The 19686-nt window shown below is 63.9% G+C and carries 19 protein-coding genes and 1 riboswitch; of the genes, 15 read left to right on the forward strand and 4 right to left on the reverse strand.

Features of this window, described 5'->3' with window-relative positions; genetic code table 11:
* The first annotated feature begins 551 nt into the window (after window positions 1–551).
* The 8 genes from AC07SU_RS04565 to AC07SU_RS04600 all read left to right on the forward strand — a co-directional run bounded on the left by AC07SU_RS04565 (window position 552) and on the right by AC07SU_RS04600 (window position 9163).
* Window positions 552–2945: a TonB-dependent receptor plug domain-containing protein gene (locus tag AC07SU_RS04565; protein ID WP_176999116.1), complete on the forward strand. Its 2394-nt coding sequence runs from the start codon at window positions 552–554 to the stop codon at window positions 2943–2945.
* Between the two features lie 15 nt (window positions 2946–2960).
* Entirely contained in the window at window positions 2961–3926 is a 966-nt protein-coding gene (locus AC07SU_RS04570) for an amino acid ABC transporter permease (protein WP_494996321.1), read from the forward strand.
* Window positions 3919–4692, forward strand: coding sequence for an amino acid ABC transporter ATP-binding protein (locus AC07SU_RS04575; protein WP_494996322.1), 774 nt, complete (start codon window positions 3919–3921; stop codon window positions 4690–4692). Before AC07SU_RS04570 ends, AC07SU_RS04575 begins: the two co-directional genes overlap by 8 nt.
* An 18-nt stretch (window positions 4693–4710) precedes the next feature.
* Window positions 4711–5634: an ABC transporter substrate-binding protein gene (locus tag AC07SU_RS04580; protein ID WP_176999119.1), complete on the forward strand. Its 924-nt coding sequence runs from the start codon at window positions 4711–4713 to the stop codon at window positions 5632–5634.
* A 12-nt stretch (window positions 5635–5646) separates the two neighbouring features.
* Window positions 5647–7230, forward strand: coding sequence for a flavin monoamine oxidase family protein (locus AC07SU_RS04585; protein ID WP_494996323.1), 1584 nt, complete (start codon window positions 5647–5649; stop codon window positions 7228–7230).
* Between the two features lie 11 nt (window positions 7231–7241).
* Window positions 7242–7676 (forward strand): RidA family protein, encoded by a 435-nt coding sequence (locus AC07SU_RS04590; RefSeq protein ID WP_494996324.1) that lies wholly within the window; start codon window positions 7242–7244, stop codon window positions 7674–7676.
* 310 nt (window positions 7677–7986) lie between these two features.
* Entirely contained in the window at window positions 7987–8379 is a 393-nt protein-coding gene (locus AC07SU_RS04595) for a DUF4398 domain-containing protein (protein WP_494996325.1), read from the forward strand.
* Window positions 8380–8389: 10 nt separating this feature from the next.
* Window positions 8390–9163 carry an OmpA family protein gene (locus tag AC07SU_RS04600; RefSeq protein ID WP_494996326.1) on the forward strand — a complete coding sequence of 258 codons (774 nt, stop codon included), beginning with the start codon at window positions 8390–8392 and terminating at the stop codon, window positions 9161–9163.
* A gap of 26 nt (window positions 9164–9189) precedes the next feature.
* Here AC07SU_RS04600 and AC07SU_RS04605 read toward each other — a convergent pair whose 3' ends face one another.
* Entirely contained in the window at window positions 9190–9696 is a 507-nt protein-coding gene (locus AC07SU_RS04605) for a GNAT family N-acetyltransferase (RefSeq protein WP_494996327.1), read from the reverse strand.
* Between the two features lie 142 nt (window positions 9697–9838).
* Window positions 9839–9909, forward strand: a riboswitch (Fluoride riboswitch).
* Between the two features lie 80 nt (window positions 9910–9989).
* On the opposite strand from AC07SU_RS04605, the gene AC07SU_RS04610 reads away from it, so the two are divergent.
* The 3 genes from AC07SU_RS04610 to AC07SU_RS04620 are packed head-to-tail and all read left to right on the forward strand — an operon-like array spanning window position 9990 to window position 12707.
* Window positions 9990–11237 (forward strand): voltage-gated chloride channel family protein, encoded by a 1248-nt coding sequence (locus AC07SU_RS04610; protein ID WP_494996328.1) that lies wholly within the window; start codon window positions 9990–9992, stop codon window positions 11235–11237.
* A 4-nt stretch (window positions 11238–11241) separates the two neighbouring features.
* Entirely contained in the window at window positions 11242–11919 is a 678-nt protein-coding gene (locus tag AC07SU_RS04615; RefSeq protein ID WP_176999126.1) for an ABC transporter ATP-binding protein, read from the forward strand.
* Window positions 11916–12707 (forward strand): ABC transporter permease, encoded by a 792-nt coding sequence (locus AC07SU_RS04620; RefSeq protein ID WP_176999127.1) that lies wholly within the window; start codon window positions 11916–11918, stop codon window positions 12705–12707. Before AC07SU_RS04615 ends, AC07SU_RS04620 begins: the two co-directional genes overlap by 4 nt.
* Window positions 12708–12853: 146 nt before the next feature.
* Here AC07SU_RS04620 and AC07SU_RS04625 read toward each other — a convergent pair whose 3' ends face one another.
* The 3 genes from AC07SU_RS04625 to AC07SU_RS04635 are packed head-to-tail and all read right to left on the reverse strand — an operon-like array spanning window position 12854 to window position 16061.
* Window positions 12854–13900, reverse strand: a complete 1047-nt coding sequence (locus AC07SU_RS04625; protein ID WP_494996329.1) for an L-idonate 5-dehydrogenase — start codon at window positions 13898–13900, stop codon at window positions 12854–12856.
* A 14-nt stretch (window positions 13901–13914) separates the two neighbouring features.
* A complete protein-coding gene (locus AC07SU_RS04630; RefSeq protein WP_494996330.1) occupies window positions 13915–14688 on the reverse strand; it encodes a glucose 1-dehydrogenase in 774 nt (257 codons plus the stop codon).
* A gap of 20 nt (window positions 14689–14708) precedes the next feature.
* A complete protein-coding gene (locus AC07SU_RS04635; protein WP_494996331.1) occupies window positions 14709–16061 on the reverse strand; it encodes a GntP family permease in 1353 nt (450 codons plus the stop codon).
* 142 nt (window positions 16062–16203) lie between these two features.
* Here AC07SU_RS04635 and AC07SU_RS04640 point away from each other — a divergent pair, with 142 nt between their 5' ends.
* The 4 genes from AC07SU_RS04640 to AC07SU_RS04655 all read left to right on the forward strand — a co-directional run bounded on the left by AC07SU_RS04640 (window position 16204) and on the right by AC07SU_RS04655 (window position 19632).
* Window positions 16204–17076 (forward strand): LysR family transcriptional regulator, encoded by an 873-nt coding sequence (locus AC07SU_RS04640; protein WP_494996332.1) that lies wholly within the window; start codon window positions 16204–16206, stop codon window positions 17074–17076.
* Window positions 17077–17182: 106 nt separating this feature from the next.
* On the forward strand, window positions 17183–17803 hold the full coding sequence (locus tag AC07SU_RS04645) for a glutathione S-transferase family protein (protein ID WP_494996333.1): 621 nt from the start codon (window positions 17183–17185) through the stop codon (window positions 17801–17803).
* Window positions 17804–17827: 24 nt separating this feature from the next.
* Window positions 17828–18748, forward strand: coding sequence for a LysR family transcriptional regulator (locus AC07SU_RS04650; protein ID WP_494996334.1), 921 nt, complete (start codon window positions 17828–17830; stop codon window positions 18746–18748).
* Window positions 18748–19632, forward strand: coding sequence for a LysR family transcriptional regulator (locus tag AC07SU_RS04655; protein WP_494996335.1), 885 nt, complete (start codon window positions 18748–18750; stop codon window positions 19630–19632). The genes AC07SU_RS04650 and AC07SU_RS04655 overlap by 1 nt, the downstream gene beginning before the upstream one ends.
* Window positions 19633–19686: the final 54 nt, after the last annotated feature.

Raw genomic sequence — 19686 nt, forward strand, 5'->3', positions numbered from 1 at the left:
GGTTTAGCCGCCCCGCGCCATGGATGGCGCGTGGCGGCGGCCCCCCAAATACCTGTCGGATTACGGGCACACCGAGCGTGAGCGAGGTGCCGAGTGTTGGGGCAAGAGTCCTTTGGTTACTTTGGGGCTTTTCCACAGTGACCCGCCGTAAGGGCGGAACCCATAGCCGCCGTTACCGCAGAAACGGATATGTACCCCACCCAAAAAAACATTACTTATAAGAATAAATCTAACAAACAATAATGAAATTCAAGAATATTAGCTTATGCCCAAATAGCATTATATTTTCAAAACCCATTCCGTTATGTTTGAACTCAACAGCCTACCCCTGACCTCGGATGGTACCCATCGTGATTCGGATTCTGCGCCCATAACCGGCTAACCACCCCGCAGCAGAATCGTTGGAAGGGAGTTCAACGTATGTTGTCGATCCAAACCCCGCACTCGCCCCACACCTAGCCCCAAATCGCCGCAACACCCCCAAAAACGCCGAGCACCGCGCACGACCGCGTGCCTGCCCGACTTCGCGATTTGAACCTGCAGGAATGGATATGAAGCGAGCCCTACAACCCACCGCCGTATTCGCCCTGGCCCTGCTGGCCAACCCAGCACAGGCCCAGGACGACAGCACCCTCTCCACCGTGGTGGTCACCGGCAACCGAGGCGCCGAACAACGCACCGTCACCAGCAGCCCCGTGCCGATCGACGTGGTCAGCGCCAAACAACTACAGAGCACCGGCAAGCCCGGCCTGATGGAAGCCCTCAGCGCTGTGATCCCCTCGCTGACCCTGCCGGAAAAAACCGGTTGGGACGCCAGCGGCATCGCCCGCGCACCCAACCTGCGCGGCCTGAGTGCCGCCGAAGTGCTGGTGCTGGTTAACGGCAAGCGCCGCCACACCAGCGCCACCCTCAATATCAACGGCATCAACACCGGCGCCGCACCGGCTGACCTGGACCTGATCCCCATCAGCGCCATCGACCACGTGGAAGTGCTGCGCGATGGCGCCGCTGCCCAATACGGTTCCGATGCGATCGCCGGGGTAATCAACGTGATCCTCAAGGCCGACACCAGCGGCACCTCGGTGACCAACGTCGGCCAGGGTTACGATGGCAAGAAGCAGACCGTGCAACAGAGCCTCAACAAGGGCTTCGAAATCGGCAACGGCGGCATCGTGCAACTGGCCCTGGATGCACGCAGTCAGAACGACGACAACAAGGCCAGCGCCAACGGCTACACCTACGAGCAGGCGTATGGCCTGGCGGGCAAGGCGACCTATGGCGGCTACGGCACGCCCAAGACCAACTTGCTTACCCTGGGTTACAACGCCGAATTGCCGATCGATGACAGCCTGAGCCTGTACTCCTTCACCACCTATTCACGGCGCAAGGCCGAGCAGGGGCAGAACTTCCGCCTGCCGACCATCACCAACACCATCACCACCGGGCCGAACGGCTACCCGTCGGGGTACACGCCCACCTGGTACATCGATGAAGACGACTTCCAGGCGGCGTTCGGCGGCAAAGGCACCGTCGGCGAGTGGGCCTGGGACTTGTCCACCACCTACGGGCGCAACGCGGCAGAGCAGGGCACCACTCACAACCAGAACCCGTCGCTGGGCGAGGCCACGCCGAACAGTTTTACTTCCGGCACCTGGATCTCCACCGAGCTGACCACCAACCTGGACTTCAAGCGCGGCTTCGACATCGGTCTGCAAAAGCCCCTCGACCTGTCCTATGGCTTCGAGCATCGACGTGACACCTATGAGGTGCAGGCCGGTGACTATGCGTCCTATGCCAACGGCGGCTACTGCGTGGCGCCGGGCAATTGCGCATCGTCTGGCGCCCAGGTCACCAACGGCATTTCGCCGGATGAAGAAAGCAGCGCCTCGCGCAACAGCCTTGCCAGTTATGTCGACGTGGGCTTCAACCCGCTGCCGGATTGGTACGTCGGTACCGCCTTTCGGTATGAGCACTACAACGAAGGCGTAGGCGCCACCCGCAGCGGCAAGCTGACCACGCGCTACGATTTCACGCCGCAGTTCGCCGTGCGTGCCACGGTGAGCAACGGCTTCCGCGCGCCGTCACTGGCCAACAGCCTGTTCAGTGCGCGCTCCACCACCTACGGTGTGGTGGACGGGGTGTACCAGTCGATCAACTACGGCGTGTTGCCGGTGGGTTCGGCGGCGGCCAAGGCCCTGGGCGCCCAGGACCTCAAGCCCGAGCGCTCCACCAACTTCAGCCTGGGTTTCACCCTCACGCCCACCGACCGCCTGAACTTCACCGCCGACGCCTACGTGATCAACCTGCGTGACCGCATCACCCTCACCGGCACCTTGCTCGGCCCGGAAGTCACCCAGGTGCTGCAGAACAACGGCATCAATTCCACCTCCGGCGGCCAGTACTTCATCAATGGCGCAGACACCCGAACCAAAGGCCTGGACCTGGTCAGCAACTACAACCAGGACCTCGGCGCGTTCGGCTCGCTGAAGTGGACGGCGGCGTTCAACTGGAACCAGACCAAGATCCTCAATTACAAGGAGTCCACGACGATCCTGGGCACCTCGTATGACCTGATGGACCGTCAGGCCCGGGGCCTGATCACCGACGTGCAACCAAAAACCAAGCTGATCCTGGGGGGCGACTGGAGCATCGACCGCTTCAACCTCAACCTGGCCCTGACCCGTTATGGCGCCTACAAAGAGGTCAACGTCTCGGCCAATCGCGACCTGGACCGGGTCTACAACGCCCGCTGGATCACCGATCTCGACCTTGGCTACAACCTCACCAAAGACCTGAACATCGCCATCGGCGCCAAGAACCTGTTCGACCTGTACCCCAAGAAACAAGGCGTGCCGAGCAGCACCATGCTCGCCAGCTACGGCACCTATTCGCCCTACGGTTTTACCGGTGGGTACTACTACACCCGCTTGACCTATGCCTTCTAAGGCGGAGGAACAAACATGCCCATTGTCGCCAAAACCTATGACCTGATCGAAGACGTGCGTCCGGTTCGCCAGGCGCGTGTCGCCACGCCCATCAAGGCCCTGCAAGTGGTGCCAGCGCGGCACCCGTGGCGCTGGGCGGGGTCGATCTTCGCTGCGCTGGTGCTGCTGGCCATCGTGCATTCCCTGGCCACCAACCCGCGTTGGGAGTGGGGCGTGTTCGGCCAGTGGTTCTTCTCGCCGTCGGTGTTGCGCGGCCTTGGCCAGACCCTGTTGCTGACCCTGCTGAGCACGGTGTTCAGCGTGATCCTCGGCACGGCGTTAGCGCTGGCGCGGTTGTCGGGCTCGCCGCTGCTGGCGGCGCTGGCCTGGGGCTACATCTGGTTCTTCCGCTCGATGCCGGCGTTGCTGGTGCTGATCATCCTCTACAACTTTGCCTACCTGTATGACCACATCGTGCTGGGCGTGCCGTTCACGTCCGTGGTGTTCGCCGAGTGGTCGACGGTGGATGTGCTCAGCCAGTTCACCGTGGCCGTGCTCGGCCTGAGCCTGATGCAGGCGGCCTACGCGGCAGAGATCATCCGTGGCGGCCTGATCGGCGTGGATGCCGGCCAGCATGAAGCGGCGGCGGCCCTCGGTTTACCGGCGTCGCGACGGATCTTCCGGATCATCCTGCCCCAGGCGCTGCGCTCGATTTTGCCGTCGGGTTTCAACGAGATCATCGGTCTGGTCAAGGGCACCTCCATCGTCTACGTGCTGGCCCTGCCGGAGCTGTTCTACACCGTGCAGGTCATCTACAACCGCACCCAGGCGGTGATCCCGCTGCTGATCGTGGCGACGGTGTGGTACCTGATCATCACCACCGTGCTGACCAGCGCCCAGTACTACGTCGAACGCTACTTTGCACGCGGCACGGCACGGGTACTGCCACCGACGCCGTTGCAGCGCATCCGTGGCTGGCTCAAGGAGAAGACCCATGGCTGAAGCACGCGCCGGGCGCATTCAGATCCAGGGCGTGGGCAAGCGCTTTGGCAACCAGCAGGTGTTGCAGGACATCGACCTGACCATCGACCCGGGCAAGGTCACGGTGATTCTCGGGCCGTCGGGCTCGGGCAAGTCCACCTTGCTGCGCACCATCAACCACCTGGAGAAGATCGACAGCGGCCACATCACCATTGACGGTGAATACGTCGGCTACCGCCGCAAGGGTGACCTGCTGTACGAATTGAAAGAACGCGAGATCCTCAAGCGGCGCATCGACGTGGGCTTCGTGTTCCAGAACTTCAACCTGTTCCCGCACCTCACCGCCTGGGAAAACATCGCCGAAGCGCCCCTGGCCCACAAGCGCTGGCGCAATTCCGAGGCGCGGGCCAAGGCGTCCGAATTGCTGGCCAAGGTCGGCCTGGCCGACAAAATTGATGCTTATCCCCGGCAGCTTTCCGGTGGACAGCAGCAGCGTGTTGCGATTGCACGAGCCTTGGCACTGGACCCCAAGGTGCTGCTGTTTGATGAACCCACCTCGGCCCTCGACCCGGAATTGGTCGGCGAGGTGCTCGACGTGATCAAGGGCCTGACCCAGCTGGGCGTGACCCTGGTGATCGTCACCCACGAAATCGGTTTTGCCCGCGAGGTGGCCGACCACGTGGTGTTCCTCTGCGACGGCCAGTTGATCGAAGAAGGCCCGCCCGAACAGATCTTCCGCCAACCCCGACATCCCCGCACCGTCGCCTTTCTCGGCAAGGTGCTTTAGTTCAAGGAGTGACTGCCCATGTTCATCCATACCGCTCGTGTGGCCTTGCTGGCGCTTGCCGTCAGTGCGGCGCAAACCGCGTTGGCCGTGCAACAGGTCGACCTCAGCCCCGACCGCCCGCGTATCCACGTGCCGCGCAACGAAGCCGCCATCGCGCAGATTCCGCCGGGCTTCAAGTTCGCCCAGCCGGGCAAGTTCACCGTGGCCGTGTCCGGCGTGGCAGGGCCGCCCCTGGCGCTGCTGGCCAATGACGACAAGACCACCATCGGCAGCGAGGCCGACACTGCGCAGCTGGTCGCCGACAGCTTGGGCCTGCAACTCAACGTGGTACAGACCAGCTGGGAAGACTGGCCCCTGGGCGTCAGCTCGGGTAAATACGACGCGGTGATCAGCAACGTCACGGTGACCGAGGCGCGCAAGAAGCGCTTCGACTTCGCCACGTATCGACAGGACGTGCTCGGGTTCTATGTGAAGAGCACCAGCAAAATCAGCGAGATCAAGCAGGCTTCCGACATCGCCGGGCTGAAGATCATCGTCGGTTCTGGCACCAATCAGGAAAAGGTCCTGCTGGCCTGGAACGAGGCCAATGAAAAGGCGGGCATCAAGCCGGCCCTGTTGCAGTACTTCGACGACCAGGCCGCCGCGCAACTGGCGGTGCAGTCCGGGCGCAGCGACGCACTGTTCGGGCCCAACTCGGTGTACGCCTACTCGGCGGCCATCACCGGCGGTATCAAGCTCGTCGGCACCGTCAACGGTGGCTGGCCGTTGAAAGCCGATATCGCGGTGACCACGCGCAAGGACAACGGCCTGGTCAAGCCGATCCACACCGCCCTGGAAGGCGCGATTGCCGGCGGCCAATACGAGCAGGTGCTGCAACGCTGGGGCCTGGATATCGAGCGCGTCGACACGTCGCTGATCAACCCACCGGGCTTGCCGGATTAAGGAGCATCGAGCATGGGACTGACACGACGTGAAGCGCTGTCGAGTATCGCTGCGGTAGGTGGCGACAAGGCGGTCAAGGATGCATTGGCGGCATTGGGCCTGGGGCCGTCTTCGCACCGCCGTCCGCAGCCGCTGAAACTCAAGGAAGGCCTGGGGCAGGGCACCCGCGTGCTGGTACTGGGCGCCGGGATTGCCGGGCTGGTCACGGCCCTGGAACTCACCCGCGCCGGGTTCGACGTGCAGGTGCTGGAGGCACGTGATCGGGCCGGCGGCCGCACCTGGACAATCCGCCACGGCGACCGCGTGGACTACAAGGACGGTCGCACCCAGACCGCCACTTTCGACCCAGGGCATTACTTCAACGCAGGCCCGGCCAGGATCCCCAGCCAACACCGCACGATTCTCGACTATTGCAGCGAGCTGGGGGTGCCGCTGGAAGTGCTGGTCAACAGCAGCCATGGCGCCCAGGTGCGGCCGGATGTGAGCAAGCCGGCGTTCAGCGTGGGCCAGGCGATCAACGATGCGCGCGGGCACGTGTCTGGCTTGCTGGCCAAGGCGGTGCAGCGTGACGCGCTGGATGATGTGTTGAGTCACGAGGAGCGCACGCGGTTGCTGGCGTTCCTGCAGGTGTATGGCGACCTGTCACAGGAGCTGGCCTTTGAGGGCACGCTGCGCTCTGGGCATTTGGAATCGCCGGCACATCCCGGTGCGCTGCCCGCCACTCGCCGCCCGTTGGCGCTGGATCAACTGCTGCACCCGGAGCTGTGGGGGGCGTTGCTGCACACCGAGTTCCCGGAGTTTTCCGCCACCATGTTCCAACCGGTCGGCGGCATGGACCGCATCACCGATGCGTTCTACCAACGGGTGCGCGACCACGTGCAGCTCGGCGCCCAGGTGCGCCAGATCCGTCAGCTGGAGGATGGTGTGGCCGTGACCTATCACGACAAACACAGCGGCCGCGAACAGGTGGTGCGCGCCGATTACCTGATCTCGACCTTGCCGCTGCCCTTGCTGGCCAGGCTCGACACCGACTTCAGCGACCCGATCAAGGCCGCGCTGCTCAGCACCCGCAGCGACCAGGCGACCAAGGTCGCGTGGCAGTCGCCGCGCTTCTGGGAAACCGACTACCGCACCTACGGCGGCCTGTCCTGGATCGAACACCCGGCGCGCCTGTTGTGGTACCCGAGCAACGACCTCAATACCCGTGAAGGGTTGCTGGTGGCGGGCTACGTGACCGGCGAGGGCGCCGATGTGTTTGGCGCGCAACCGTTCGAGAAGCAGTACGCCACGTCCAAGGAGGCAGTGGAGCTGCTGCACCCTGGCTATTCCAAACACTTGCGCAACCCGCTGGCCGTGTCGTGGGAGCAGATCCCCTACAGCGAAGGCCCGTGGCTGCAACGCGAGCACTTCCCGGCCGACGCCAGCGCGTTGCTCGAAGCCGGCTTTGGCCGCGTGTACTTCGCCGGTGACGGGCTGGTGCAAAGCGGTGTGGGTATCTGGCAGGAATCGGCGGCCAACTCGGCGCGCCATGTGGTCGGGCAACTGGCCGAACGCGTGACTCAACAACGACAGATCGCGGCCCTTGCCGCCTCCTAAGGAGCTTCATCATGAGCGACAGCATTCAACGTACCAGCGTCGGCGACTTCCCGATCTCGCAAACCGTCACCGTCCCGGCCTCTGCCAGCCTGATCTTCGTCAGCGGCACCTTGCCCGACCTGCATGACGCCAACGCCCCGGCCGGCACCCCGGCAGCCTATGGCAACACCGAAGTGCAGACGGTGTCGGTGTTCAACAAACTGCGCAAGATCCTGCGCCAGCAAGACCTGGACCTCGGCGATATCGTGCAATTGCGCGTGTTCCTGGTGGGCGCTGAAGAAACCGGCGGCAAGCTGGACTTTGCCGGGTTGCAGGTCGGCTATACGCAGTTCTTTGGCACACCAGAGCAACCAAACAAACCGGCGCGCACCGCGTTGCAAGTGGTGGCATTGCCGTTGCCGGGGGCCTTGGTCGAAGTCGAAGCCATCGCCGCCAGAACCTCCTGAACCACCCCACACCGCCCCTTTATTTCACACCCCGACTTGTAGTGAGCGGGCTTGCCCCGCGCGGCGGCGTGTCAGCCACCTAAAATTTATCTGACACACCACAGCGGTGTGTCAGGCAGCTCAAGCTTATCTGACACACCGCGGCGCGGGGCAAGCCCGCTCACTACAGGGCTTTGTTTTTGCTGGGAAAATTCCTACATGGTGGCCGGAGATTTCATCATTCCTGCCCGACCTTTACCTCCTAGGATGGCCCCCTCGCTTGACCCCAAGCGAGAGGGCATCAGGCCCGCAAATGCCTAGGAGTCAAACCATGAAAATGACCTGTGTGAGCAAACGCCTGCGCCGCTCGGCCTGGGCCGTGATCGTCGCGGGTGTGCTGGCAGGCTGTGCCGCGACCCCGCCATCCGAGCAAAAAACCACCCTGGCCCGTGATTCGGTCGGTCGTGCCCTGGCGGCGCAAGCCACCCAATTCGCACCGCTTGAGATGAAAACGGCACAGGACAAGCTGGCCCGCATGGAGCAAGCCATCGGCGAAAAGAATTACGTCCTGGTCGACAGCTTGGCCGAGCAGATCGAGGTTGACGCCAACCTGGCCGAAGCCAAGGCCACTGCCGTGCGTAAACAACAGGTCTTGAACCAGGCGCGCGAGGGCATCCAGGTGCTCAAGCAGGAAATGCTCAACGCCCCCGCGACCACTCACTGAGGAGCCTCCCATGCGTGCCACTCTCGTCATACCTGTCCTGTCGGCCCTGACCCTGACCCTGGTCGGGTGCGCCACCCCACCGGAAAACCCGCAACTGCTGCAAGCGCGCAGCCAGTTCTCCACCCTGCAGCAGAACCCTGCGTCCAACACCCTGGCGGCGGTTGAAACCCGCATTGCGTCCAACGCGCTGGACCGCGCCAACCAACTGTCCCTGCACAGCCGTACCGACCCGAAGATCGACCAGCTGGCGTACCTGGCGACCCAGAGAATCGCGGTGGCCGAGCAAACCATCATCAGCCGGCAAACCGATGCCCAGCTCGACAATATCGCAGTTGACCGCACCCAGGTGCAGCTCGACGTGCGCACCGCTCAGCTCAAGGCGTTGCAGGCAATGAAGGCCCAGCCCACCGAGCGCGGCCAGGTGGTCACCTTTGGTGATGTGCTGTTCGATACCGGCAGGGCCGACTTGAAGCCGGGCAGCCAGCGCGACTTTCAGGCACTGGCGGATTTCCTTTTGCAAAACCCGGAGCGCCAGGTTCGCGTAGAAGGTTTCACCGACAGCACCGGCGGCGATGCTTTCAACCAAAGCTTGTCCGAGCGCCGCGCCCAGGCCGTTGCGCGTAGCCTGCAACGGCTCGGCGTGGGGATCGAACGCATGGCCGTCATCGGCTACGGCAAGCAGTTCCCGGTGGCCGATAACCTCAGTGCGCAGTCGCGTCAGTTGAACCGTCGCGTGGAAGTGATCGTGTCCAACGATGGCTCGGCGGTCAGCGCACGTCGCTGAGTGGTTTTTTGGGGCCACGGATCGCTTTATTCAGTGGCCTCAAACGCCGGGTGGTAGCTGACCACCCCGCGCGGCACCTCACCGTTGAACGACAGCGCCTGGAAGTACTGTGCAGGTACGCCGGGCAACTCAAGGCCAGGGCTGGCCTTGAACGCGAAACGACCGTAATAGCCCGGGTCACCGAGCACCACGCAGCCCGCAGCACCGAGGCGTTGCAATTCGGCCAGTGCCTTCTGCATCAGCGTCGAGCCAATGCCTTGGCCCTGTCGATCCGGCCAGACCGAAATCGGCCCCAGCCCGTACCAGCCCGTTGCACCGCCAGAAATACTGACGGGTGAAACCGCAACATGGCCAACCACCTGTTCGTCGCTCGTCGCTACCAGGGAGACGGTCAGTTGGCCAGCCTTTCTCAGTGCCGTGACGATGAATTGCTCGGTGTGACTGGAGTGCTCTTCGTGTTCGAAGGCGGCTTCAGTGAGTTGGCTGATGAGGTCGATGTCTTGGCTGCGTTCTGGACGCACGATGAGTGTCACGTTGAAATGCTCCTGGATGAGCGAGGGTGAACGGCGGATAGCGCGACAGCATACTGTGCGGGGCCGGGAGGGAGGCGGGCGGATCTTCTCTGCGGGCCTTCCTGAAACATCATTTTACATCTGCGTCGCGCCTCTCTATGATCGGTCGCCTGGAGATGGCATTCCTCCTTGACCCAACCGCTGCGTTCCGCAGCTGATGATGCCTACAGACACCTGGTCAACTCAGGGCTGTAGGCGTTCGCGCATAAACTCCCTCGTTGATCCGGCCCCTTTGGTTTTTTGTGGCTGATTCCATGTTCCCGATCAAGCGCCCTGAACAACTCGACCTTATCCCGTACCTGATCAAATGGTTGCTGCTCGCCAGCCTGGTGGCCGTGCTCGCCGGCAGTGCGTCGGCGCTGTTCCTGTTCTCGCTGGACAACGCCACCGCGTGGCGCGACGCCCATCGCTGGATCATCTGGCTGTTGCCCCTGGCGGGGTTTGCGGTGGGGCTGATCTACCACTGGGTGGGCAAGCCGGTGGATGCGGGCAATAACCTGTTGATCGACGAAATCCACGATCCCAAAAAAGTAGTGCCGTTGCGCATGGTGCCGCTGGTGCTGGGCGGCACGCTGGTCTCTCACCTGTTTGGTGCCTCGGTCGGCCGTGAAGGCACCGCCGTACAGATGGGCGGGGCGCTGGCAGACCAGCTGACCCGGGTGTTCCGCCTGCGGCGTGAAGATCGGCGCATCGTGTTGATGGCGGGCATCAGTGCCGGCTTTGCGTCGGTCTTCGGCACACCGCTGGCGGGGGCCTTGTTCGGCCTGGAGGTGCTGGCCATCGGGCGCATGCGCTATGACGCGCTGTTCCCCTGTGTCGTCGCTGCCATCGTGGCCGACCAGGTCGGCCTGGCCTGGGGCGTGGTGCACACCCATTACCCCATTGGCGAAGTGGTGCCGGTGTCACTGTGGAGTGTGTTGGCGGTGGCTGCGGCGGGCGTGGTGTTTGGGTTAGTGGGGATGCTGTTTGCCACCGCGGCCCACCGTCTGGGTGCGTGGGTCAAGCGCATGATTCCCTACGGGCCGCTGCGGCCGTTGCTCGGCGGCGTGGTCATCGCCGTGGCGGTGTGGGCCCTGGACGCCTACGCCTACATCGGCCTGGGTATTCCGAGTATCGTGCAATCCTTCAATGTGCCGATGGCGCCGTGGGATTGGCTGGGCAAGCTGGTGTTCACCGTGGGTTCCCTGGGCAGCGGTTTCAAGGGCGGGGAGGTCACACCGTTGTTCTATATCGGCGCTACCCTGGGCAATGCCTTGGCACCGTTGCTGCACCTGCCCTTTGCGATGCTCGCGGGCATCGGTTTTGTGGCGGTGTTTGCCGGTGCGGCGAACACGCCGCTGGCGACTATCGTGATGGCCATGGAACTGTTCGGCCCGGACATCGCGCCCTTGGCCGCCATCGCCTGCATCGCCAGTTACCTGGTCTCCGGGCACACTGGCATTTATCACGCCCAGCGCATCGGCCATGCCAAGCATGAGCGTTTCAAACAGGAGCCCAAGTGAGTCTATGAATGCATTGCTGGAAACCCGCGCCCTTACGCGCCTGGATGAACGCCGAGGCGTGGCATTGTTGCAGCCGACCCATTTCACCTTGAACGCCGCCGACCGCGTGTCGATCACCGGCGCGTCCGGCTCTGGTAAAAGTGTGTTCCTGCGCGCACTGGCCTTGCTGGATGCGCCCAGCTCCGGGCAGATCCTGTGGAACGGCCAGCCGATCAGCAACGCGCAGATTCCCCATTACCGGTGCCACATCAGCTACCTGTCCCAGCGCCCGGCGCTGCTGGAGGGCACGGTGGAAGACAACCTGCGTTTCCCTTTCAGCCTCAAGACCTCGCGCAACCGCAGTTTCAACCTGGCCACGGTCACCACCTTGCTGGAGCACGCCGGCAAGGCGCCGGACTTCCTGGTCAAGCGTGCCGCCGACCTGTCGGGCGGTGAGTCCCAGGTGGTCTCGCTGATCCGCACCCTGCAACTCAATCCTGAAGTGCTGTTGCTCGACGAACCCACCGCGGCCCTCGACCCTGCGTCGTCCCGTGAGGTAGAAGCGCTGATCGATGCCTGGTTTGCCGCAGACCGCTCTCGCGCCTGTATTTGGGTCTCCCACGACCTGGACCAGGCCCGGCGCATGAGCGACATCCATTTGCAGATGAGTGCCGGCGTGCTGGGCACGGCGGTGCAGCCATGAACTATCACAACCTCACCGCGCTGGACATGGGCATTGCTGCCTCGCTGATCCTGATTAACGGCGCGCTGTCGCTGCTGCTGCGATTGGGCCTGGAGCGCCAGTTGCTATGGGCGGCAGTGCGCACCGTGGTGCAACTGCTGGCGATTGGTTACCTGTTGGGCTGGGTGTTCGAGTTTGCCTATTGGTATGTGGTGCTGCCGTTGATGTGCGCGATGACCTTGATTGCCGGTGTCTCGGCGGCGGGCCGGGGGCGGCGCACGTACAAGGGCCAGCGGGTCGACAGCATTGTGTCGGTGTGGGGCAGCTCGTGGCTGGTCACGGCGGTGGGGCTGTTTGCGGTGATCCGCATTCACCCGTGGTATGAGCCGCAGTACGCAATCCCGATTCTTGGCATGATTTTGGGCAATACCCTGACCGGTGTGTCCCTGGGCATAGAGCGCATGACCCAGGAACTCACCTCGGGGCGCAACACCATCGAGATGATCCTGGCCTTGGGTGGTTCACGCTGGGAGGCCGCCCAGGAAGCCATCCGCCAGGCCGTGCGTGCCGGGATGATCCCAACGCTGAACCAGATGACCGTGGTGGGCATCGTCAGCCTGCCGGGCATGATGACCGGCCAGGTGCTGGCCGGGGAAAGCCCGGTGGACGCGGTGCGTTATCAGATCGTGATCATGTTCCTGATCGCCGCCTCGTCGGCGTTGGGCACGGTGGGTGCGGTGCTGCTCACCTACCGCCGGTTGTTCTCCACCAGCCACCGCTTTTTGCGCGACCGCCTGCAAGAACGCTGAGCCCTGTAGGGGCCAGGTCCCACAGGGGACGGTAAACCTGTAGGAGCCGGCTTGCCGGCGATGGCGGTCTACCGGGTGGCATCTGTGTTGGCTGAACTACCGCGATCGCTGGCAAGCCAGCTCCTACACAAGCCAGGCCCGCTGGGCTAGTCCGGCACGCCGAAGTCCAGCACCACTTTCATCGCCTGGGTCTTGTCCGCTGCCAGCTCGAACGCCTGCACGGCATCGCCGAACGGCACGGTGTGGGAGATCACCGGGCGTACGTCGATGATGCGGCGGTTGAGCAAATCCACGGCCTGGGCGAATTCCGGGTGGAAGCGGAAGGTGCCACGCAGGTCGATCTCGCGGCTCACCAGCAGGTTGAGCGGCAGCGACACATCGCCGCCGAGGCCGACGGTGACCAGCACGCCACGCGGGGCGATGCATTCCAGGCCGTTGCGCAGGGCCTGGGCGCTGCCGGATACCTCGAACATCACGTCGAAGTAACCCTTCTCTGCGGTATAGCGCTTAAGTGCGTCGGCGCCATCGGCCAGGTTGTGGGTGCGCGTGGCGCCCATTTTTTCGGCGCAGGCGAGGGCGCTGGCGGACAGGTCCACGGCAACGATCTCACCGGCGCCGGCCGCGCGCAGGCTGCCGATCAGCAGGTTGCCGATGGGCCCGCAGCCAGTCACCAGCACCCGCTTGCCGAACACCGCGCCAGCGCGCTGGATCGCGTGCAAGCCCACCGACAACGGCTCGGCCAATGCCCCTTCGGCGAGGCTGACTTCATCGGCCAGCACGTGGGCCTGATGGGTCTCTATCACCAGGCTCTGGCGAAACGCACCCTGGATATGCGGGTAGGGCATCGCGCTGCCGTAGAAGCGCATGTTCAGGCAATGGTTGGGCAAGCCTTGGTGACAATAACGGCAGCCGCCGCAAGGGCGCGAAGGCGACACCGCAATACGCTGGCCGACCTTGAACGCGCCGGCGTCACGGCCCACCGCGTCGATCACCGCCGACACTTCATGGCCGAGCACCATCGGCTCGCGTAGGCGCACAGTGCCGAAACCGCCGTGCTGGTAGTAATGCAGGTCCGAGCCGCAGATGCCGCCCCGGGCAATGCGCACGCGCAGTTGGTCGGGGGCGAGGGCTTGCGGTTCATCCTGAGGATCGACCCGCAGGTCTTTCGAGGCGTGGCAGACAATGGCGTGCATAAGGTTCTCCAGGATTACAGCGACGCGGTGATGCCACCGTCGACGTACAGAATATGACCGTTAACGAAGCTCGCCGCATCGCTGGCAAGAAACACCGCTGCGCCCGCCAGCTCCTCGACATCGCCCCAGCGCCGGCTCGGGGTGCGTTGCACCAGCCAGTCGCTGAACTCGGGGTTGGCCACCAGGTTGGCATTGAGTTCGGTCTTGAAGTAGCCCGGGCCGATACCGTTGACCGTCAAGCCGTGCGGGCCCCAGTCGATGGCCATGCCCTTGGTGAGCATTTTCAGCGCACCCTTGCTCGCGGCATACGGCGCGATGCCCGGGCGGCCCAGTTCGCTTTGCACCGAGCAGATGTTGATGATGCGCCCGCGTTTGCGCGGGATCATCGCCCGTGCCACCGCCTGGCCCACCAGGAACGCACTGTCGAGGTTGGTGCTGATCAGCTCGCGCCAGTGCTGCTCGCTGTAATCTTCCAGCGGGCCACGGCGTTGCATGCCGGCGTTGTTCACCAGGATCTCCAGCGGGCCCAGGCGTTCTTCGATGTCGGCCACGGCGGCCTGGATTGCCGCGCTGTCGGTCACGTCGAATGCCTGGGTGTGTACCGGCAGGCCTTCGGCAGCGAGCAGGGCCGCCGCGTCGCGCAAGGTGCTGCGGTTGCGCCCGTTGAGCACCACCTGCGCGCCGGCCTGGGCCAGGCCACGGGCAATCGCCAGGCCGATCCCGGCGCTGGAACCGGTGACCAGCGCGAGCCGGCCATCGAGGCGGAAATTGTCTAAAACGCTTCTCATGGGTTACCTCTCCTAACGCTTCACACCACCAACGACAGCAGCATGATGAACCCCAGGGCGGCGAAGGAGAGCACGGTCTCCATCAGCGTCCAGGTCTTGAAAGTCTCGACGACGGTCATGTTGAAGTACTGCTTGACCAGCCAGAAACCGGCGTCGTTGACGTGGGACAGCACCAGGGAACCGGCGCCCGTGGCGAGCACCAGCAGCTCGCGGTTCACCCCCGGCATCAGGCCGATGACCGGTGCAACAATGCCCGCGCCGGTGATGGTCGCGACCGTTGCCGAGCCGGTCGCCACGCGTATCACTGCCGCCACCAGCCACGCCAGCAGGATCGGCGAAATCTCGGCACGCACCGCCATATGCCCGATCACATCACCGACGCCGCTGGCCACCAGCATCTGCTTGAAGCCGCCACCGGCGCCGACGATCAGCACAATCGCGGCGGTGGGGGCCAGGCTCGAATCCAGCAATTTGCTCAGTTGCTCCCGCGAGAACCCGCGCGCCGCCCCAAAGGTATAGAACGCCAGCAACAAGGCCGCGAGCAGGGCGGTGATGGGGTGGCCGATAAAATCCATCCACACCCGGAAGGTGGCGTCGGCGGCGAAGGCCACGTCGGCGAAGGTCTTGAGCAACATCAGCACCACGGGCAGCAGGATGGTGATGACGGTAATCCCGAAGCCCGGCAGGTTGTCACCCGAGGACTCCTTGGCCAATTGCTCCATCAGTTCATCCGAGGCCTTGCCCGGCACATAGCGCGAAATCAGGTTGCCAAACAACGGCCCGGCAATCACCGCCGTGGGCAGCCCGACGACCAGCCCGTAGAAAATTGTCTTGCCGATATCGGCGCCGAAGATGCCGATGGCCAGCAACGGCCCCGGGTGCGGCGGCACCAGCCCGTGCACCACCGACAGGCCGGCGAGCAGCGGCATGCCGACCTTGATCAGCGACAGCCCGGTGCGCCGCGCCACGATGAACACCAAGGGGATCAGCAGCACAAAGCCGATTTCGAAAAACAGCGGAATGCCCACCAGGAATGCCGAAAACATCATCGCCCAGTGCACACGCTGTTTGCCGAAGGCGCGGATCAGGGTGCGGGCGATCTGGTCGGCACCGCCGGAGTCGGCCATCAACTTGCCGAGCATGGTGCCCAGGCCGAGGATGATGCCGACGAAGCCCAGTACACCGCCAAAACCGTCCTGGAACGACTTCATGACCTTGTCCACCGGCATGCCGGAAGTCAGGCCGAGGAAGCCTGCGGCCACGGTCAGGGCGACAAAGGGGTGGACCTTGAGATGGGTGATCAACAATATCAATCCGATAATCGTGACCAGCGCATCGAGCAGCAGATAAGTGTCGTTAGCCATGCCGAGCATGGTGCCTCCTTGTTCTCATTGTTATAGGCCAGGCCCTGTCATATCGTGTATGACAGGGTGTTACTTCACCGCAGGCGCAGGCGAGCGTCCAATTTTCATTTGTGATCGGGTGATCAATGTTTGTGATAAGCAGGCTGAATTGATGGAGCTCAAGCACTTGCGCGCCTTTGTGGTGCTGGCCCAGGAACTGCATTTCGGCCGGGCGGCGGCGCAGCTGTCGATCGTGCAACCGGCGTTGAGCATGCAAATCAAATTGCTGGAGAGTGGCCTGGGCGTGCGCCTGCTGGACCGCAACCGCCATTCGGTAACCCTGACCGATGCGGGCCGGGCGTTTCTGCCCGAGGCCCAGGCCACCTTGCACCAGGCGGCGCGTGCGGCGGATGCGGCACGGGCGTCCAACCGTGGCGAAATCGGCCGGGTGCGTTTGGGCTTTGTGTCGTCAGTGCTGCCGCAACTGTTGCCCGAATTGATCCGCGCCGTGCACCAGCGCTACCCGCGCATCGAGCTGGAACTCAAGGACATGCCCGGGCCGGACCAGGCGGCTGCGCTGAAGAACGGCCTGCTGGACTTTGGCTTGATGCGCCTGCCCGCCAGCCACCCCGGCGTGCAGACCCGCGCGGTGCTGCACGAGCACTTCTGCGTGGCGTTGCCGGTGGACCACCCGCTGGCGTCCAAGGCCTGCCTGCATCCCGCCGATCTGTTCCAGGTGCCGGTGTACATCCTGGCGCGCCGCTATGCGCCGGGCTTTTACGACGAATTCATCCAGGCGGTGGGCCTGCCCCTGGCGATCGCCTCCGAGTTGGGCGAGTTCACCACCATGCTGGCGCTGGTGTCTGCCGGGTTGGGCGTGGGCGTGCTGCCGCAGCAGGCGGCGCGGGCACTGCCGGCCAATTGCGTGTCGCGGCCCTTGGAGCTGGGCGCGTTCCAGGCTTGCACCGGCCTGGCCTGGACCGAGCTGGACAGCGCGGTGAAGACCACCGTGTTCAACCTGATCGTGGAATTGTTTGGCGAGTGATTGTTTCGCCCGATGAAATGCTGGATTGTAAATCCTGGTGATTCCAACGGCCGAGGCAGCGGTAGACGATGCGAGGCGTCGATCACCCACGCTTTTGGAGCTTTCCATGATCAAGCTTTATGGTTTCCCGTTGTCCGGTCATTCCCACCGGGTCAAGCTGATGTTGTCCCTGCTGCGGCTGCCCACCGAATTTGTGCTGGTGGACCTCAAGGTCGGTGCGCAAAAAGCCCCGGACTATATCGCCACGATCAACAGTTTTGGCCAGGTGCCGGCGATTGATGACAACGGTGTGGTACTGGCCGACTCCAACGCGATCCTGGTGTACCTCGCAAACACCTACGGCAAGGGCCAGTGGCTGCCGAGCGACGCGGTGGGGCAAGCGCGGGTTCAGCGCTGGTTGTCGGCGGCAGCGGGCCAACTGAGCGCAGGGCCTGCGGCGGCGCGGTTGGCCACGGTGTTTGGTGCCGAGGTCGACACCGTCGCCACCATTGCCCGGTCCCATGCCTTGCTGACACTGGTGGAAGCACAGCTGAGCCAGAGCCGCTTCCTGGCCAGTGAGCAACCCACGATTGCCGATATCGCGTTCTACACCTACGTGGCCCATGCGCCGGAAGGCAATGTGTCGTTGGCCGACTACCCTCATGTACGCGCCTGGCTCGCCAGCCTCGAAGCGCTGCCTGGGTTTGTAGGCATGCCGCGCACGGCGGTAGGTTTGCAGGCGCAATAGCGAGTTGTTTGATAAGGGGAGCCGATGGACCGATTTCACGAAATGCAGGTGTTCCTGGCGGTGGCCGAGGAGGAGGGCTTTGCCGCGGCGGCGCGTCGCCTGAAAACCTCGCCGCCCAGCGTGACCCGCGCCATCGCCGCCATGGAAGAGCGCATCGGCACTCAACTGCTGGCGCGCACCACCCGCAGCCTGCACCTCACCGAAGCCGGCCAGCGTTATCTGGAAGATTGCCGACGCATCCTGGCGGAACTCGATGAGGCCGAGGAAGCGGCGGCGGGTAGTTATTCCATCCCCTGTGGCCACCTGACCGTGACCGCGCCGGTGCTGTTTGGCGAGCTGTATGTGGCGCCGGTGCTGGGGGATTACCTGGACCGGTTTCCCTTGGTCAATATCAACGCCTTGCTGGTCGATCGTGTGGTCAACATGACCGATGAGGGCGTGGATGTGGCGGTGCGCATCGGCCATCTGCATGAGCCCGGGCAGCAGGCGGTCAAGGTGGGCGAAGTGCGCCGGGTGGTGTGCGCCTCGCCGGCGTATCTGCAACAGCACGGACGGCCCAGCCATCCGTCGCAGCTGCGTGAGGCCAAGATCGCCACGTCGTCGTCCAGCCAGTTGGTCAGCGAGTGGGGATTTATCGAGGCGGGCCAGCCGTTGACGGTGCCCATTGAGCCGCGCCTGGTGGTCACGGCGAATAACGCGGCGATCAACCTGGCTCGACTGGGTTGGGGCATGACCCGCGTGTTGTCCTATCAGGTGGCGGCCGCCGTGGCGGTGGGCGAGCTGGAAGTGGTGCTCGAAGCCTTCGAACCGCCGCCGCTGCCGATCCAGGTGGTGTTCCAGAAGAGCGGCCGCGTGCCGGCCAAGATCAACACCTTTGTCGATTTCCTCAGCCATCGCCTGGGCCAGGACGCTGCCCTGAACCCGGCGATGAAACGGCGCAGTTGATGGAGCGCTATCGCGACATGCAGCTGTTCGCCGCCCTGGCCGGGCAACCGAGCCTGGCGTCGGCGGCGCGTTGCGCGCAGGTGTCCGGCCCGACCCTGGTACGCGCGGTGGCCCGCCTGGAGGCGCGATTGCGCGTGCCGTTGCTGGCGCGCAGCACCCGTGGCGTGAGCCTCACCGACGCCGGCAGTGCCTACCTGGCCGACTGCGTGCGCCTGCTCGCCGCCGTGGACGCCGCCGAAGCCTCGGCCAAAGGCTTGCATGTGCAGGCCCAGGGCAACCTGCGGGTGTTCTTGCCGTTTTTGTTCAGCCGCTATGTGATGGCGCCGGTGTTGGCCAGTTACCTGGATCGCTATCCCGAGGTAAACCTGGTCGCTCACTATCATGACTATTACCCGAACCTGCACGAAGAAGGGCTCGACGTGGCCATCCTCGTCGGCGAGCTGCCCGACTCGGCGTTGATTGCCCGGCCGGTGGGGCAGGTGCGGCCTATCCTCTGCGCCAGCCCCGATTACCTCGCGGCTCACGGCGAGCCCCAACGCCCAGACGACCTCAAGCGCCATCGGCTGATTGCCGGTGCCGATCAGGTGCAGTGGGATTTCCAGGGCTACTCACTCAAGGCCCGCGCCCGCCTGGGCTGTGCCACGGTGCAAGGCGCAATCAACGCGGCCGTGCATGGCGCGGGGTTGATTCGTTGCCTGAGCTATCCGGTTCACGAACACCTGCAGAGTGGGCAGTTACGCCGTGTCTTGCCGGACTTTGAGCTGCCACCCCTGCCTGTGAATGTGGTGTACCGCGAAGGCCGTAACGCCCCCATGCGCGTGCGCAGCTTTGTCGACCACTGCGTGGCAGCGTTGCGCGAGCATCCGGCATTTCAGCTGGCGTAATAGTGGATTGCCTGGCGTGGTGATTCTCACGCCTGCGGGTAGGGCGCAGTATCG

The sequence above is a fragment of the Pseudomonas sp. GW821-FHT05H12 genome, assembly GCF_059419385.1.